We start from the raw sequence: 14,523 nt of genomic DNA on the forward strand, positions 1-14,523 counted from the left end.
GATCGGCAACGGCGGCGCCGGTGGCGCCGGCGGTGCCTCGTCGATCGGCAACGGCGGGGCCGGCGGGGTCGGCGGCAACGGCGGCTGGTTGTACGGCAGCGGCGGCGCCGGCGGGGTCGGCGGCGCGCACACCAGCGGAACCGGGACCGGCGGCTTCGGCGGGACCGGCGGGCGGGCCTGGCTGCTGGGCAATGGCGGCATCGGCGGTGCCGGCGGTTCGGGTGCCAGCGGCGGGGCCGGCGCGCACGGCGGTAATGCCGGATTGCTGTACGGCAGCGGCGGCGCCGGCGGCGCCGGCGGCGCGAACACCACCGCGACGGGCTCCGCGGGCGCCGGAGGCGCCGGCGGCAATGCGTGGGTGCTGGGTAGCGGCGGCGCCGGTGGCGCCGGCGGTACCGGGTCGACTTTCGGCGGCGACGGCGGTGTCGGCGGCCACGGTGGTCTGCTGTCCGGTGCCGGCGGCGCCGGCGGGGCCGGCGGGGCCGGTGGCACCGGCGGCACCGGCGGCGCCGGTGGCGATGCCGGCTGGTTGTCCGGTAGCGCCGGCGGCGCGGGCGGCGCCGGCGGTGCCGGCCACTCGGGCAACGGCGGACTTGGCGGTGCCGGCGGCTCCGGTGGGTTGTACGGCCCTGGTGGGGGCGGCGGTAACGGCGGCACCGGCATCGGCACCGGGGGCACCGGCGGCCTCGGCGGCAACGCCGGTCTGCTGTTCGGCGCGGGCGGCGCCGGCGGCAACGGCGGCACCGGCGGCGTGGGCGCCAACGGCGGCAGCGGGGGTACCGGTGGCAACGCTGGCTGGCTGTACGGCAACGGCGGCGTCGGCGGTAACGGCGGCAACGGCGGGGCCGGGCTCAACGGCGTCGCGGGTGGGGCCGGTGGCACCGGCGGCAACGGCGGGACCGGCGGCGCCGGTGGCCGCGGCGGGCTGCTGTTCAGCGATGGCGGCAACGGCGGTAACGGCGGTCTGGGTGGGGCCGGCGGCTCCGGCGGCAAGGGCGTCGACGGCGCTGCGGGAACCTTCCCCAGCGGTAACGGCGGCAACGGCACCGACGGCGGCGTCGGCGGGGCCGGCGGCAATGGCGGCAATGGCGGCGCAGGCGGTCGCGGCGGCCTGTTCGGCCACACCGGCAACACAGGCGCAGGCCGGGCCGGCGGTGCCGGCGGTGACGGCGGCGTCGGCGGCAATGGCGGCAACGGCGCGGCCGGGGACGCGAGTAGCCCCCGCGGTGGTGACGGCGGCAACGGGGGCAACAACGGTGCCGGCGGCACCGGTGGCGCCGGTGGCGCCGGGTCCAGCATCGGTGCGCACGGCGCGTCCGGCAACACGGTTACCACCTCGGGCGGCAACGGCGGCAATGGCGGTGCGGGCTACAACGCCGCGCTGGGCAACGTCACCGGCGCCAACGGTGGCGACGGCGGCAACGGCGGCAAGGGCGGCAACTACGGCAACGGCGGCAACGGCGGGGCCGGCGGCAACGGCGCGGCCGGGATGGCCGGGACCAACGGCGTCAACCCCGGTGACAGCGGCACCGACGGCCAGGTCGGCGGATCCGGCGGCAAGGGCGGCGCGGGCGGCGCCGGCGGCTCGCTCGCCGGCAACGGCGGGACGGGTGGCGCGGGAGGCAACGGCGCCAAAGGCGGGGCCGGTGGGACCGGCGTCGACGGCGCCGACGGTGTCATCACCGTCAACAACGGCGCGGGTCAAGCCGGCGGCAACGGCGGCAATGGCGCGGCCGGCGGGACCGGCGGCGCCGGTGGGGCCGGCGGCGCCTCGCCACACGGCACGGCGGGCACGGCCGGCGCCGGCGGGGCCGGTGGTGACGGTGGGGCCGCAGGGCGTCCCGGTGACGGCGGCCATGGCGCCGACGGCATTTCAACCAGCGTCGACGGCGGCGCCGGCGGCCACGGCGGTAACGCCGGCAAGTTCGGTGCCGGCGGCTCGGGCGGCGCGAACGGCAGCGGCTCGGGCACCGGCGCCCACGGCATCGACGGCGCGAGCATCGCCGCCCCGGCCGGCAACGGCGGGGCCGGCGGCGCCGGCTTCAACGCCACCACCGCCGGCGCTAACGGTGGTGCGGGCGGTGCCGGTGGCGACGGCGGCAACGTCGGCAACGGCGGCGACGGCGGGGCCGGCGGAAACGGCGCGGCCGGCGCGCCCGGCAACAACGGCACCAACGCCATCAACCCGAACGGCACCGATGGCCTTACCGGCGGCAAGGGTGGCGACGGCGGCGCGGGCGGTAAGAGCGGCGGCGCCGGCACCCATGGCGGCACCGGTGGGGCCGGCGGTAAGGGCGGCGACGGCGGCCAGGGCGGCAGCGGCATCGACGGCACTGCCGGCACTGCGACAGCTGGCGTCGGCGGCAACGGGACGGCCGGCGGCAACGCCGGCGGCGGTGGCGAGGGTGGCGCCGGCGGTAAGGGCGGTGCGGCCGGCGCGGCCGGTAGCGGTGGCTCGGTGGGCGTCGCGGGCAGCGGTGGCGCCGGCGGTAACGGTGGTTCGGCGGGTACCGCGGGCAATGGCGGTGCCGGGGCCGCCGGGGCCAACGGCACGGCTGCGAACAGCAACGCCGGGTTCGCCGGCGGTGACGGCGGCAAGGGCGGCAACGGCGGTAACGGCGGTAACGGCGGTAAGGGCGGGGCCAACGGCAATGGCATCGGCACGGCCGCCGACGGCAACGGCGGCAACGCCAGCAGCGGCGGCGCCGGTGGTGCAGCCGGAGCCGGCGGCAACGGTGTGGCCGGTGCCGATGGCACCGCCGGGGTGAATGCCGGGGCGGGCCAGGCCGGTGGCGCGGGCGGGGCCGGGGGCCACGGCGCTGACGGCGGCACCGGCGGCAAGGGCGGCACGGGTACCAACGCGGGCACCGACGGCGCCGGGGGCAAGGGTGGCGACGGCGGCAAGGCCGGTACCGCCGCGGCCGGTGGCCGCGGCGCCGATGGCACCTCTACCTACATCGACGGCGGCGACGGCGGCGCCGGTGGCGCCGGCGGCGCGGCCGGCGCAAACGGCCTGGGCGGTGCCGGCGGCCGGGGCGGCAACGCCATGTTGTACGGCAGCGGCGGCGCCGGCGGAAACGGCGGGACCGGCGCCGACGGCGGCGCCGGCGGCAATGCGGTGCAAATCGGCAACGGCGGTGCCGGCGGTCGCGGCGGCGACGCTTTGCAGATCGGGGCAGCCGGCGGTAACGGGGGCGCCGGCGGCAACTCCGGCGTCATCGGCGTGGGCGGCGACGGCGGTAAGGGCGGTCACGGCGGCGACGGCACCTTCGGCGCCAATTCAGTCAACCCACCGCAAAGCGGGCAGGGAACGACCGGCACACCCGGAACTCCGCTCGGCAGCACCGCAACCGGCCACCCGGGCGGAAACGGCGGAAGCGGCGGAAACGGCTCGGGCAGCCAGAGCGGTGGCACCGGCGGCGTCGGCGGCACCGGGGACAGCGGCGCCATCAGCGGTGGACAAGGCGGCCGAGCCGGCACTGGCGGAACCGGCGGCACCGGCGGCATGGGTGGTACCGGCGGCACCGGCGCGACCGGCGGCACCGGCGGCACCGGCGGCACCGGCGGCACCGGCGGAAGCAACGGCGGTCCGGCCGGCAACGGCGGAACCGGCGGCACCGGCGGCATGGGTGGTACCGGCGGCACCGGCGCGACCGGCGGCACCGGCACCACCGGCGGCAACGGCGGCATCGGCGGCGCCGGCGGCCATGGCGGCACGCTGCTGGGCGTTGGCGGCAACGGCGGTGTCGGCGGCGTGGGCGGCACGGGCGGCACGGGCGGAGTGGGTGCCATCGGCGGTGTCGGCGGCGGCGGCGGTACCGGCGGCATCGGCGGGCCTATCGGCACGCCCGGCGGAAGTACCGTGTTCCCCAACGGCGGCGACGGCGGAAACGGCGGGACGGGCGGTACGGGCGGAACCGGCGGAACCGGCGGAACCGGCGGAACCGGGGGCAATGGCGGTGCGGGCGGGGCCGCGGGCGCCGGCGGCATGTTGGGGCTGGCGGGCACCGGGGGCGCCGGCGGCGCCGCCGGTAACGGCGGCCTGGGCGGCACCGGCGGTCTCGGTGGCCAAGGTGGAGCCGGCGGCGCCGGCGGTGCCGGCGACCCCGGTCCCACCCCCAACTTCCCCGGCCAGGTCGGCAATGACGGCACCGACGGCGACGCTGGCGCGGGTGGTGCCGGCGGCAAGGGCGGCGCATCCGGCACGCCCGGTGCCGGCGGTGGCGGATACGTTTCTGGTGCCAACGGAGCGCTGGGCGCAATCGGCGGTACCGGGAGCCTCGGCCCCCACGGTTAACTGAGGCGGTTAACTGAGGCGTTGGGCCGCGGCGTCGATGCGCTCGTCGGTGGCCGTCAGCGCCACCCGCACATGCTGCGCACCGCGTGGGCCGTAAAAATCGCCGGGGGCCACCAGGATGCCGCGCTGCGCAAACCAGGCGAGCGTGTCGAGACAGCTTTGGCCGCGGCTGGCCCACAAATACAATCCCGCCTCGGAGTACTCGATCTCGAAGCCCGCCGAACGCAGCACCGGCAGCAGCGATGCACGCCGCCGCTGGTAGCGCTCCCGCTGCAGCTTCTCGTGAACGTCGTCATCCAGGGCCGCGACCATGGCCGCCTGCACCGGGGCGGGAACCATCATCCCCGCGTGCTTGCGCACTGCCAGCAACTCGGCGACCAACTCCGCGTCGCCGGCCACGAAGCCGGCCCGGTAACCGGCCAGCGATGACGTCTTCGACAGCGAGTGCACGGCCAGCAGCCCGGTATGGTCGCCGTCGCACACCGAGGGATGCAGCACCGACAGCGGCTGGGCGTCCCAGCCCAGACCGAGGTAGCACTCGTCGGAAGCCACCAGGACGCCACGATCACGTGCCCATCCGACGACCTTGCGCAGGTGATCCATGCCCAGTACCCGCCCGGTCGGGTTGCTGGGCGAATTGAGATAGATCAGCGCCGGGGTTTGCGGGCCGAGCTGGGTCAGCGAATCCGCACGCAGCACCGGCGCGCCGGCGAGCCGGGCGCCCACGTCGTAGGTGGGATACGCCAGTTCGGGCACGACCACCACATCCGCGCCGCCCAAGCCCAGCAGCGTGGGCAGCCAGGCGATGAGTTCCTTGGTGCCGATCACCGGCAACACTGCCGACTCGGCCAGCCCGGTGATGCCGTAGCGGCGCGCCAGCGCCGCCACCGCGGACTCACGCAACCGCGCGGTACCGGCGGTGGCGGGATATCCGGGTGCCGAAGCGGCCGCGGCCAGGGCCTCCTGGATCAGCGGCGCGACGGGGTCAACCGGAGTGCCGACGGACAGGTCGACGATGCCGTCGGGATGGGCCCCGGCCAGCGCTTTCGCGTCGGTCAACGTGTCCCAGGGAAAAACCGGCAGTGACGCCGACACCCGCCGGCCGGGCCGTGGGGCCCGTGGACTCTGGGACCCGCTCAGTCGTCTTCGCCCTGCGGCGGCAGGTCCTTGACCACTTGCGGGTCGTTCTCGGTCATGCCGACCTTGGCCGCACCGCCGGGTGATCCCAGCTCGACGAAGAAATCGGCGTTGATCTGGGTGTACTGGCTCCACTGCTCGGGCACGTCGTCTTCGTAATAGATCGCTTCGACCGGGCACACCGGTTCACAGGCGCCACAGTCAACGCATTCATCGGGGTGGATGTACAGCATCCGGGCCCCCTCGTAGATGCAGTCGACCGGGCACTCCTCGATACATGCCTTGTCCTTGATGTCGACGCAGGGCTGGGCGATCGTGTACGTCACGGACGGCTCCTCAACGTGTCCTCTATGTACTGCTAAGTGGGCTGCTGATCACGTCGCCGGGGCTGCTTCCCAGCGACACATTTGGTTACTGATACTAGACGTAGCACATACACCGCAAGCAATTGGCACGCCCGTCGCGCGAGGAGACCCAATGACGGATCTGTACCCGAACTTGCTGTCGCCGTTGCATCTCGGGTTTACGACGCTACGCAATCGCGTGGTCATGGGTTCGATGCACACCGGACTGGAAGACCGGGCAGGCCATATCGACCGGCTCGCCGAATACTTCGCCGAGCGCGCCCGCGGCGGCGTCGGGCTGATCGTGACGGGCGGCTACGCACCCAACCGGACCGGCTGGCTGCTGCCGTTCGCCTCGGAGCTGGTCTCCTCGGCTCAGGCCCGCCGCCACCGGCGGATCACCGCGGCGGTGCATGACGGGGGCGCCAAGATCCTGCTGCAGATCCTGCATGCGGGGCGCTATGCCTACCACCCCATGTCGGTCAGCGCGTCGTCAATCAAGGCCCCTATCAACCCCTTTCGCCCGCGGGCGTTATCGGGCCGTGGGGTCGAGGCGACCATCGCCGACTTCGTCCGCTGCGCACAGCTGGCGCGCGACGCCGGTTACGACGGCGTTGAAATCATGGGCAGCGAAGGGTATCTGCTCAACCAGTTCCTGGCGCCGCGCACCAACAAGCGCTCCGACTCCTGGGGCGGCACACCGGCCAATCGCCGCCGGTTTCCGGTCGAGATCGTGCGCCGCACCCGCGCCGCCGTCGGGCCCGACTTCATCATCTGTTACCGGATGTCGATGGCCGACTATGTGGAGAACGGCCAAAGCTGGGATGAAATCGTCGCGCTGGCAACCGAAGTGGAGGCGGCCGGCGCAACCATCATCAACTCCGGTTTCGGCTGGCACGAGGCCCGGGTGCCGACGATCGTCACCTCGGTGCCCAACAGCGCGTTCGTCGACGTCTCCCACGCCGTAGCCGAACAGGTGAGCATCCCGGTGGTCGCCTCCAACCGGATCAACATGCCGCAGGCGGCCGAACAGATCCTGGCGCAGACCCAGGTACGGCTTATATCGATGGCCCGGCCGCTGCTCAGCGACCCGCAGTGGGTGCGCAAAGCCGAGGCCGGGCGCGCCGAGGAGATCAACACCTGCATCGCCTGCAATCAGGCCTGCCTCGACCACGCCTTCGCTAAGAAGATGGTGTCGTGTCTGCTCAATCCGCGGGCCGGGCACGAGACGAAGCTGGTGCTGTCGCCGACGCGGCGCGCCCGTTCGGTGGCCGTCGTCGGTGCCGGCCCGGCCGGTCTGGCCACCGCGCTCAACGCCGCGCAGCGTGGCCATCGAGTCACGCTGTTCGAGGCCAACGACCGCATCGGCGGCCAGTTCGACCTGGCCCGCCGCATCCCCGGCAAGGAGGAGTTCAGCGAAACCATCCGGTACTTCGCGACCATGCTGGACAAGCACGGCGTCGACGTGCGACTGGCCACCCGCGTCAGCGCCGAGGAGCTGCGCAGGTTTGACCCTGAATTCGACGATGTCGTGTTGGCCACCGGCGTGGTCCCGCGCGTCCCGGCGATACCCGGCATCGACCACCCCAAGGTGCTGACCTATACCGAGGCGATCACCGGCGCCAAGCCGGTCGGCAAGAAGGTGGCCGTCGTCGGAGCCGGCGGCATCGGGTTCGATGTCAGCGAACTCCTGGTCACCGAACATTCGCCGACACTCAACATCAAAGACTGGAAGGCTGAGTGGGGCGTCGTAGATCCGCGCGAGGCGCGCGGAGCGCTGACCACTCCCCTGCCCGCGCCGCCGGCCCGCGAGGTTTATCTACTGCAGCGCACCAAGGGGCCGCAGGGCAAGCGACTGGGGAAGACCAGCGGCTGGGTGCACCGGGCGTCCCTGCGGGCCAAGGGCGTACAGCAGCTGTCGGGGGTGAACTACGAACGGATAGGCGACGACGGCCTGCACATCAGCTTCGGTCCGGATCGGCGACGGCCGCAGCTGCTCGCGGTGGACAACGTGGTGATCTGCGCCGGCCAGGAACCGGTGCGCGAGCTGGAGAGCGAGCTGCGCCGCAACGGCGTGGATCCGCACATCATCGGCGGCGCCGCGTGGGCCGCCGAACTGGACGCCAAGCGCGCCATCGCGCAGGGCACCGAGCTTGCGGCCCGACTCTAGGCCCCCTGGCGGGACCGATTTCACCCACCGCGAAACTGCCGCAATTATGCCTCTGACCTGCGTATAGTTACGCCCCAAGGGTGCTGCCCGATAAACAGTTTGATAGAAGCAAGCCCGCGGAGCCTGGTAATCTTGGCCAGACGACAACCCGCTGGGCAGATGTCGTCGCCGTCTGTCTGGCGGTGCAATAAAGGGGAAGGTGTCCACAAATGAGGCTGTCGTTAGCCGGACTTAGCGCCGCCGCTGGTGCTGGTGCTGTCGCGTTGTCGTTGACTGTTGGTTCTGGGATCGCTTCCGCGGACCCGCTGGATATCGCCATCAACACCACCTGCAATTACGGGCAGATCATGGCGGCGCTCAACGCTCAGGATCCCGGCGCTGCCGCGCAGTTCAACGCATCACCGATCGCGCAGGGCTGGCTGCACTCGTTCCTGGCAGCGGCTCCGCCGCGCCGCGCGCAGATGGCCGCTCAGCTGCAGGCCATGCCGGGAGCCGGGCAGTACGTCGGGCTCGTCGAGTCGGTTGCGGGTTCCTGCAACAACTTCTGAGCCGGCTCAGTAACCACTGAGCAGCCGACGCAGTCGTCCTAAGGCTGCCGGTCCCACCTGGCTGCAAATCCGCGCGGGGTCGCGAGGTCGGCGGCCCCACAGCAGCAATACGCGCGCTGCAGCGTCTGTTTCCAGTGTGGCTGGCCCGCGTGGTTCTGCGAGTTCGATGGCGGCGCGGTCGGCGTCTGCGCTGATTACGACATCGTCGGCGTCCGCGACGCGCAGTCGCGCCTCGATGTGCTCTCCGGGCCGTAACTGTTTGACGCCCTTGGCCAGCAGTGGCCGCCCTACCGCAACGACGCTGTGCGTGGTCATCCACGGCTGGGCAAGCGGTGCTTGGGCGGCGGCTGGGACATTGCAGTCGCCGGTGACGTCCCAGCCGTGCAGGACCAGTTCCTCGCGCATGTGTTCGGCGAACCACGGGACCTTCATCGTCCGGCCGGTCCATGCCACGTCGGTGTCCGGGGAGACGCCATCGGCCGCCTCGGCGACCTCGGTTAACGTGGCCATCCTGTCGTGCAGTGCCGCAAGCAGATCCGCCTCGTCCAGTGCGCGCAATGGCCCTTCGCGCTCTTCGAAGCCGCGGGTCCCGACGGGCTCGCCGGCCAGATGGCCGCCCAGCACCCGGGCCAGTTCTTCGGCGTTTCCGGCTTGATGGATGACGATGTCGCGCACGGTCCAGGCTTCACACCAGGTGCCCGCGTCCGGTCGGCGTCGCTGCACCGCGTCCAGGAATGGCTGCCACTCGGGGAATCGGTCTGCATCGATGCGTTGCCGCATGGCGCCGGTATACCCCTTGAGAACCGGGTTATGCCGCCCGCGGTGCGTAGGTGGTAGTGCGCTGGCGCGCCGGGCGTCCGATGCCCTCGGCGATCGCGACCAGCTCGGCGACGGTCTTGGCCGACCCGTATTCGGAACCGGCCATCCGCGAGATGGTCTCCTCCATCAGCGTGCCGCCCAAGTCGTTGGCACCGCCGTTGAGCATCACCTGGGTGCGCTCGACGCCCAGCTTCACCCAGCTGGTCTGGATGTGGGAGATGCGGCCGTGCAACATGATTCGCGCCAGGGCATGTACGGCCCGGTTGTCGCGATGCGTCGGCCCGGGCCGCGCCGCACCCGCCAGATACAACGGCGAATTCTGGTGAACGAAAGGCAACGGCACGAACTCGGTGAAGCCGCCGGTTCGGTCCTGGATACCGCGCAGCACGTTCAGATGCCCGATCCAGTGCCGGGGGCTGTCGACATGGCCGTACATCATCGTCGACGACGACCGCAGGCCCACCTCGTGTGCGGTCGTCACGATCTCGATCCACAGCGATGTCGGCAGCTTGCCCTTGGTGAGCACCCAGCGCACCTCGTCGTCCAAAATCTCGGCGGCGGTGCCCGGGATCGTGTCCAGCCCGGCTTCCCGCAGGCTGATCAGCCACTCGCGGATGCTCAGCCCGCTCTTGGTCACCCCGTTGGCGACCTCCATTGGGGAGAACGCGTGCACGTGCATCGAGGGCACCCGCGCCTTGACCGCACGCACCAGATCGGCGTAGCCGGTCACCGGCAGCTCGGGGTCGATCCCGCCCTGCATGCACACCTCGGTGGCACCGGCGACATGCGCCTCCCACGCCCGGTCGCCGACCTCGGCGGCCGACAGCGAGTACGCGTCGGCGTCACCCTTGCGCTGGGCGAAGGCACAGAACCGGCAACCGGTGTAGCAGATGTTGGTGAAGTTGATGTTGCGGTTGACCACAAAGGTCACCTCGTCGCCCACCGCCTCGCGGCGCAGCGAATCGGCCAGCGCGGTAACAGCTTCCAGGGCTGCACCGTCGGCCGTGGCCAACGCCAGATACTCGTCGTCGGTGCAGCCCGCCGGGTCGCGTTCGGCCGAACGAAGCGCGGCCAGCACATCGGTGTCGATGCGCTCGGGTGCCCGCGCCGCCAGCTCGTGCACTTGGGAACGGATCGATTCCCAATCCCCGAAGGCACTTTCGAGGTCGCTGCGGGCTTCGGTGTTGCGGCCCTCGGTGTCGATTGCGGCGTTGAGATCAACCCGCCCCGCCGAACCGACCTCGTCGGGTTCCTGCCAGGGCAGGCCCACCGGGTTGATGTCGCGGGCAAAGCCGGTAGCCGGATCGGCAAGTGCCACGACATGTCCGCGCACCCGCGGGTCGATCCAGGCCGCACCCGCCTGCACGTACTTGGGCTGCGCCGTCAGCCGCTGCACCAGTTCGTAACCGGCCTCGGCTGTGACGGCTGCCAGATCAGCCAGCGCCGGCCAGGGCCGTTCGGGATTGACGTGATCGGGCGTCAGCGGTGACACACCACCCCAGTCGTCGACGCCGGCGCCGATCAGCGCCAGGCACTCGTCGCGCGCCACCAGGTTCGGGGGCGCCTGAATCCGCATGCCGGGGCCCAGCACCAGCCGCGCCACCGCCACCGTGGCGAGATAGTCCTCGATTCCGGTGTCCGGCACCGCCGCCATGGCCGTGTTCTCCTTGGCCCGGAAGTTCTGCACGATCACTTCTTGAATGTGGCCGAACTCCTTGTGCGACTTGCGAATCGCGTGCAAGGTGTCGGCACGTTCGGCCAGCGTCTCGCCGATACCGACCAGCAGGCCGGTGGTGAACGGTATGGACAGCCGGCCGGCATCGGTCAGTGCGCGCAACCGCACCGCCGGATCCTTGTCCGGACTACCGTAGTGGGCAAGACCCTTCGTCTCGAACAGCCGTCGCGACGTCGTCTCCAGCATCATGCCCATCGACGGCGCCACCGGCTTGAGCCGCGACATCTCCGACCAGCTCATCACTCCCGGGTTCAGGTGCGGCAGTAATCCGGTCTCCTCGAGGACCCGGATCGCCATGGCCCGCACATAGGACAGCGTGGAGTCGTAGCCGCGTTGGCCAAGCCATTCCCGGGCCTCCGGCCATCTATCCTCGGGCCGGTCACCGAGAGTGAATAGTGCTTCCTTGCAACCGAGTTCGGCTCCCCGCCGAGCTACATCGAGTAGCTCGTCGGGCTCCATATACATGCCGACTCCCCGGGCGCGCAGCTTGCCCGGCACCGTGACGAACGTGCAGTAGTGGCAATTGTCACGACACAGATGGGTGATGGGAATGAAGACCTTGCGCGAGTAGGTGATCGGCAAGCGGCCGTGCGGACCGTGCCGGCCGGCGGACTCGAGGCCCGCGTCGCGCACCCGCGCTGCGCTGGCACACAGGTCGGCCAGGTCGTCACTGCGCGCGGTCATCGCCAGGGCCGCCTCGTCGATATTGAGTGCGACGCCGTCACGGGCCCGCCGTAGCACCCGTCGCAACGCGCCATGCTCTGATCGCTCTGCTTTCACAGGCACGCTGCTGTAACTTCCCCGCGACCTGGTTTCATCCGCGCGTCTCACCATGTGAGACAGCGGCAACCTTTGGTGCCATACGGGCAACAGTAGCGTCCGGCCGCCGGCAACACGCGATCGACCATCCTGCGCCAGTACGGGCACGCGAAGCCGCTGATCGCGATACGATCTCCGGCAGCCGTGCAGTATTAAGCAGGGGGTCTACACCGATGTCGTTCATGTTCGCCACGCCGGAAGCACTGGCGGCGGCAGCGTCTGACATAGCCGGTATCGGTTCAGGCATCACCGCGGCGAATGCTGCGGCCTCAGTCCCGACCACCGGAGTCCTGGCATCGGCCGCTGACAGCGTTTCGACGCAGGTCGCAGCCCTCTTGTCGGCCCACGGCCAGGGTTACCAGCAGATCAGCGCCAAGCTGGCGACGTTTCACGACCAGTTTGTGGCGGCCCTGAACGCGGGCGCGAACTCGTATGCCTCCGCCGAGGCCGGCGCGGCGAACGCCCTGGCCAGCGCGGCAAAGTCGCCGGCCGCCGCGCTGCTCGGCCAGCCGCTGGCCGCCGTGAACGGCGCCGTGGGCAGTGCCTCCAATGCCGTCGCGCGAGTTCAGAGTGCGGTCGCGGCGGCCCTTGGGCCCAGCCCGCTGGCGCTCGCGCCCACCGGGGGGATCGGCGCCCTCGCGGCATCGAGCGGGTTGCTGAGTCCCATTGCGGGCGCCGCCGGCAGCGCGGCGGCGGCACCCGCGGCGGTCATCCCCGTCACGCTGGCGACCGCCATCGAGAACTTCTACCTGTTCGCCGAGCCGTACGTGCAGTACGGCTTCGAACTCGCCGCCTGGGCTGCCGGCTGGGTGCCCTATATCGGCATCTTGGCACCGCAGATCAACATCTTCTACAACCTGTTCGAGCCCATGGTCCAAAGCGGCCTGTTCAATACGCTTGACTGGCTGAGTGGGCAGATCACCTTCGCTTCGGGGCTGAGCAATTTCTGGTCGGCCACCACGCAGTCGGTTAACCAATTCATCTACAACGAGTACTACTGGCTGCGCGGCTTCCTGCCGCCGTGGCCGCCGCTTCCCTAGCCGGCCTTCAGCCGTGGTGGCGATGCCGCCACAGTACCCAGGCCGGCGGCGCCACTCCCAGCACGATGAGCATCAGCGCGCCGTAGGCCATCACTCCGTGGCCACCCAGGATGACGTCGTCGCCGGGACCGCCCAAACTCATGCCCGCGACAGTCAACAGCCAGGTCCACAAGGGCAGCGCGGCCACCCGCGGGGATTTCGTCCATCGCGCGGCGGCCCACACGAGGGCGGCGTTCACCAGGCCGCTGATCAACGCGCTTATCGGAAAGGGGATAGAGCCGATATAGGAAGGCATCAGCAACGCCCCGGCCAATGCCGACAGCACACCGTCGACGGCTAACAGCGCCAGGACAACAAACCGAATTGCGGGATCTGTCGCGCCGGTCTCTTCACCGGCCGGCGCGTGCCATGTCGTTTCGGTCAGGTTGGGACGCTGTCGATCTGCGAAAGTATCGAGCCGAGAACCCACTGCAGGCTGTCTAGCCGGTCCTGCCAGTGCTGCAGGTTGGGGTCCAGGTCGGGGTCCATGCAAGTTTCCTTCCGTGCCTGCCTGATTGCCTGCCTGATTTGAAGCCATCATCAGCCTATGCGCCGGACGCGGTGAAGCCCAGACCGGCGAGCAGATCCGTCTCCCAACCGCGTTCGTCACGATCGCCCGCCGCGCCTGCGACCAGAACGTAGTGTTCCTGCGCACCGATGGGCAGGGCCAGGTTGTTCGACAGCGCGCACGCCCGGCCGGTCGGTCCCACGACGACCTGGGTCGCGTGTGCGGCCAGCGCCGCGACTTTGGCGGCATGGGCAGCCGCGTCGGCTGCGACGACGGCAGTGATGTCCTCGTCGGAGTAGGCGAAGGGGATCTCCTCGGGCGGCAGCATCCAGTCGGGTCGCAGATCGTCAGGACCCAGCGCACGCACGCCCGAAACCACTGAGCTCAGGGCCAGGACGGTCCAGTAGAACTTCGGTACGGCCCACGGCTCGCCCGGGAAATCGCCGGTGCCACGGCCGGCGGCGGCGACTGCAGCCGTGGTGATGGCGTGGGTGTGAATGTGGTCGGGATGGCCGTAGCCGCCGTTCGGGTCGTAGGTCACCACGACGTGTGGTCGCAGTTCGCGGATGATCGCGACCAGCGCGCCGACGGCCTCGGATTCGTCAGCGTCGACGAACCTGCGCCGGCTGCGCTGCTCGGTACCGGCCATGCCGGAGTCGCGCCAGCGGCCCGCGCCGCCCAGATATACGGGTCCACTGACGCCCAATGCGTGCAACGCCGCGGTGAGCTCGGCGATCCGGTAGCCGCCGAGCTGGTCGGCATGATCGACCGCCAGCTGGGCCCAGCGCTCCCCGATCACCTCGCCCTCCTCGCCCAGCGTGCAGGTGACGACGTGGACTTCTGCGCCGCGCGCAGTGTAGTGGGCGATGCTGGCGCCGTTGCTGAGACTCTCGTCGTCCGGGTGTGCGTGCACGAATAGCAGCCGCGGCGTCTCAGACATGGACGCACCCTACCCGCCGCGGCGGGACGGCTGGAAAATTCGGCCTTAGTAGACGATTTCGTTTACTAATTCACCGGGTTGCGCTAGCCTGCATATAGTGAACGTTACCGTCTACAATATGGAGGCG

At 71.0% G+C, this 14,523-nt stretch carries 10 protein-coding genes; 4 read left to right on the plus strand and 6 right to left on the minus strand.

What is annotated here, in order from left to right; translation table 11 throughout:
* Position 1: 1 nt before the first annotated feature.
* The gene (locus tag AWC27_RS31315; RefSeq protein WP_425437506.1) at positions 2–4,297 is read left to right on the plus strand and encodes a PE family protein; all 4,296 of its coding nucleotides are present in this window, start codon (positions 2–4) and stop codon (positions 4,295–4,297) included.
* Between the two features lie 9 nt (positions 4,298–4,306).
* Here AWC27_RS31315 and dapC read toward each other — a convergent pair whose 3' ends face one another.
* A complete protein-coding gene (dapC, locus tag AWC27_RS22765; protein WP_085672549.1) occupies positions 4,307–5,392 on the minus strand; it encodes a succinyldiaminopimelate transaminase in 1,086 nt (361 codons plus the stop codon).
* Between the two features lie 41 nt (positions 5,393–5,433).
* Complete coding sequence (gene fdxA / locus AWC27_RS22770; RefSeq protein ID WP_085672550.1) at positions 5,434–5,760, minus strand: ferredoxin; 327 nt, start codon at positions 5,758–5,760, stop codon at positions 5,434–5,436.
* 151 nt (positions 5,761–5,911) lie between these two features.
* On the opposite strand from fdxA, the gene AWC27_RS22775 reads away from it, so the two are divergent.
* Entirely contained in the window at positions 5,912–7,948 is a 2,037-nt protein-coding gene (locus AWC27_RS22775) for an NADPH-dependent 2,4-dienoyl-CoA reductase (RefSeq protein WP_085672551.1), read from the plus strand.
* Between the two features lie 209 nt (positions 7,949–8,157).
* Positions 8,158–8,496: a hemophore-related protein gene (locus AWC27_RS22780; RefSeq protein WP_085672552.1), complete on the plus strand. Its 339-nt coding sequence runs from the start codon at positions 8,158–8,160 to the stop codon at positions 8,494–8,496.
* Between the two features lie 6 nt (positions 8,497–8,502).
* On the opposite strand, the gene AWC27_RS22785 is transcribed toward AWC27_RS22780, so the two are convergent.
* Complete coding sequence (locus tag AWC27_RS22785; RefSeq protein ID WP_085672553.1) at positions 8,503–9,276, minus strand: maleylpyruvate isomerase N-terminal domain-containing protein; 774 nt, start codon at positions 9,274–9,276, stop codon at positions 8,503–8,505.
* A gap of 28 nt (positions 9,277–9,304) precedes the next feature.
* A complete protein-coding gene (locus AWC27_RS22790) occupies positions 9,305–11,884 on the minus strand; it encodes a bifunctional FO biosynthesis protein CofGH (RefSeq protein WP_085672554.1) in 2,580 nt (859 codons plus the stop codon).
* Positions 11,885–12,042: 158 nt separating this feature from the next.
* On the opposite strand from AWC27_RS22790, the gene AWC27_RS22795 reads away from it, so the two are divergent.
* Positions 12,043–12,909: a PE family protein gene (locus tag AWC27_RS22795; RefSeq protein WP_085672555.1), complete on the plus strand. Its 867-nt coding sequence runs from the start codon at positions 12,043–12,045 to the stop codon at positions 12,907–12,909.
* A 7-nt stretch (positions 12,910–12,916) separates the two neighbouring features.
* Here AWC27_RS22795 and AWC27_RS22800 read toward each other — a convergent pair whose 3' ends face one another.
* Complete coding sequence (locus AWC27_RS22800) at positions 12,917–13,378, minus strand: hypothetical protein (RefSeq protein WP_085672556.1); 462 nt, start codon at positions 13,376–13,378, stop codon at positions 12,917–12,919.
* Between the two features lie 115 nt (positions 13,379–13,493).
* Entirely contained in the window at positions 13,494–14,396 is a 903-nt protein-coding gene (gene mshB / locus AWC27_RS22805; RefSeq protein WP_085672557.1) for an N-acetyl-1-D-myo-inositol-2-amino-2-deoxy-alpha-D-glucopyranoside deacetylase, read from the minus strand.
* Between the last annotated feature and the right edge of the window lie 127 nt (positions 14,397–14,523).

Origin of the sequence: Mycobacterium szulgai, assembly GCF_002116635.1 — a bacterium.
Taxonomy (GTDB): Bacteria; Actinomycetota; Actinomycetes; order Mycobacteriales; family Mycobacteriaceae; genus Mycobacterium; species Mycobacterium szulgai.

Bases quoted from the DNA above. Each gene is read 5' to 3' on its own strand.
- AWC27_RS22775 (WP_085672551.1), top strand. From the start codon at position 5,912: ATGACGGATCTGTACCCGAACTTGCTGTCGCCGTTGCATCTCGGGTTT.
- AWC27_RS22780 (WP_085672552.1), top strand. From the start codon at position 8,158: ATGAGGCTGTCGTTAGCCGGACTTAGCGCCGCCGCTGGTGCTGGTGCT.
- AWC27_RS22785 (WP_085672553.1), bottom strand. From the start codon at position 9,276: ATGCGGCAACGCATCGATGCAGACCGATTCCCCGAGTGGCAGCCATTC.
- AWC27_RS22790 (WP_085672554.1), bottom strand. From the start codon at position 11,884: ATGGTGAGACGCGCGGATGAAACCAGGTCGCGGGGAAGTTACAGCAGC.
- AWC27_RS22795 (WP_085672555.1), top strand. From the start codon at position 12,043: ATGTCGTTCATGTTCGCCACGCCGGAAGCACTGGCGGCGGCAGCGTCT.
- mshB (WP_085672557.1), bottom strand. From the start codon at position 14,396: ATGTCTGAGACGCCGCGGCTGCTATTCGTGCACGCACACCCGGACGAC.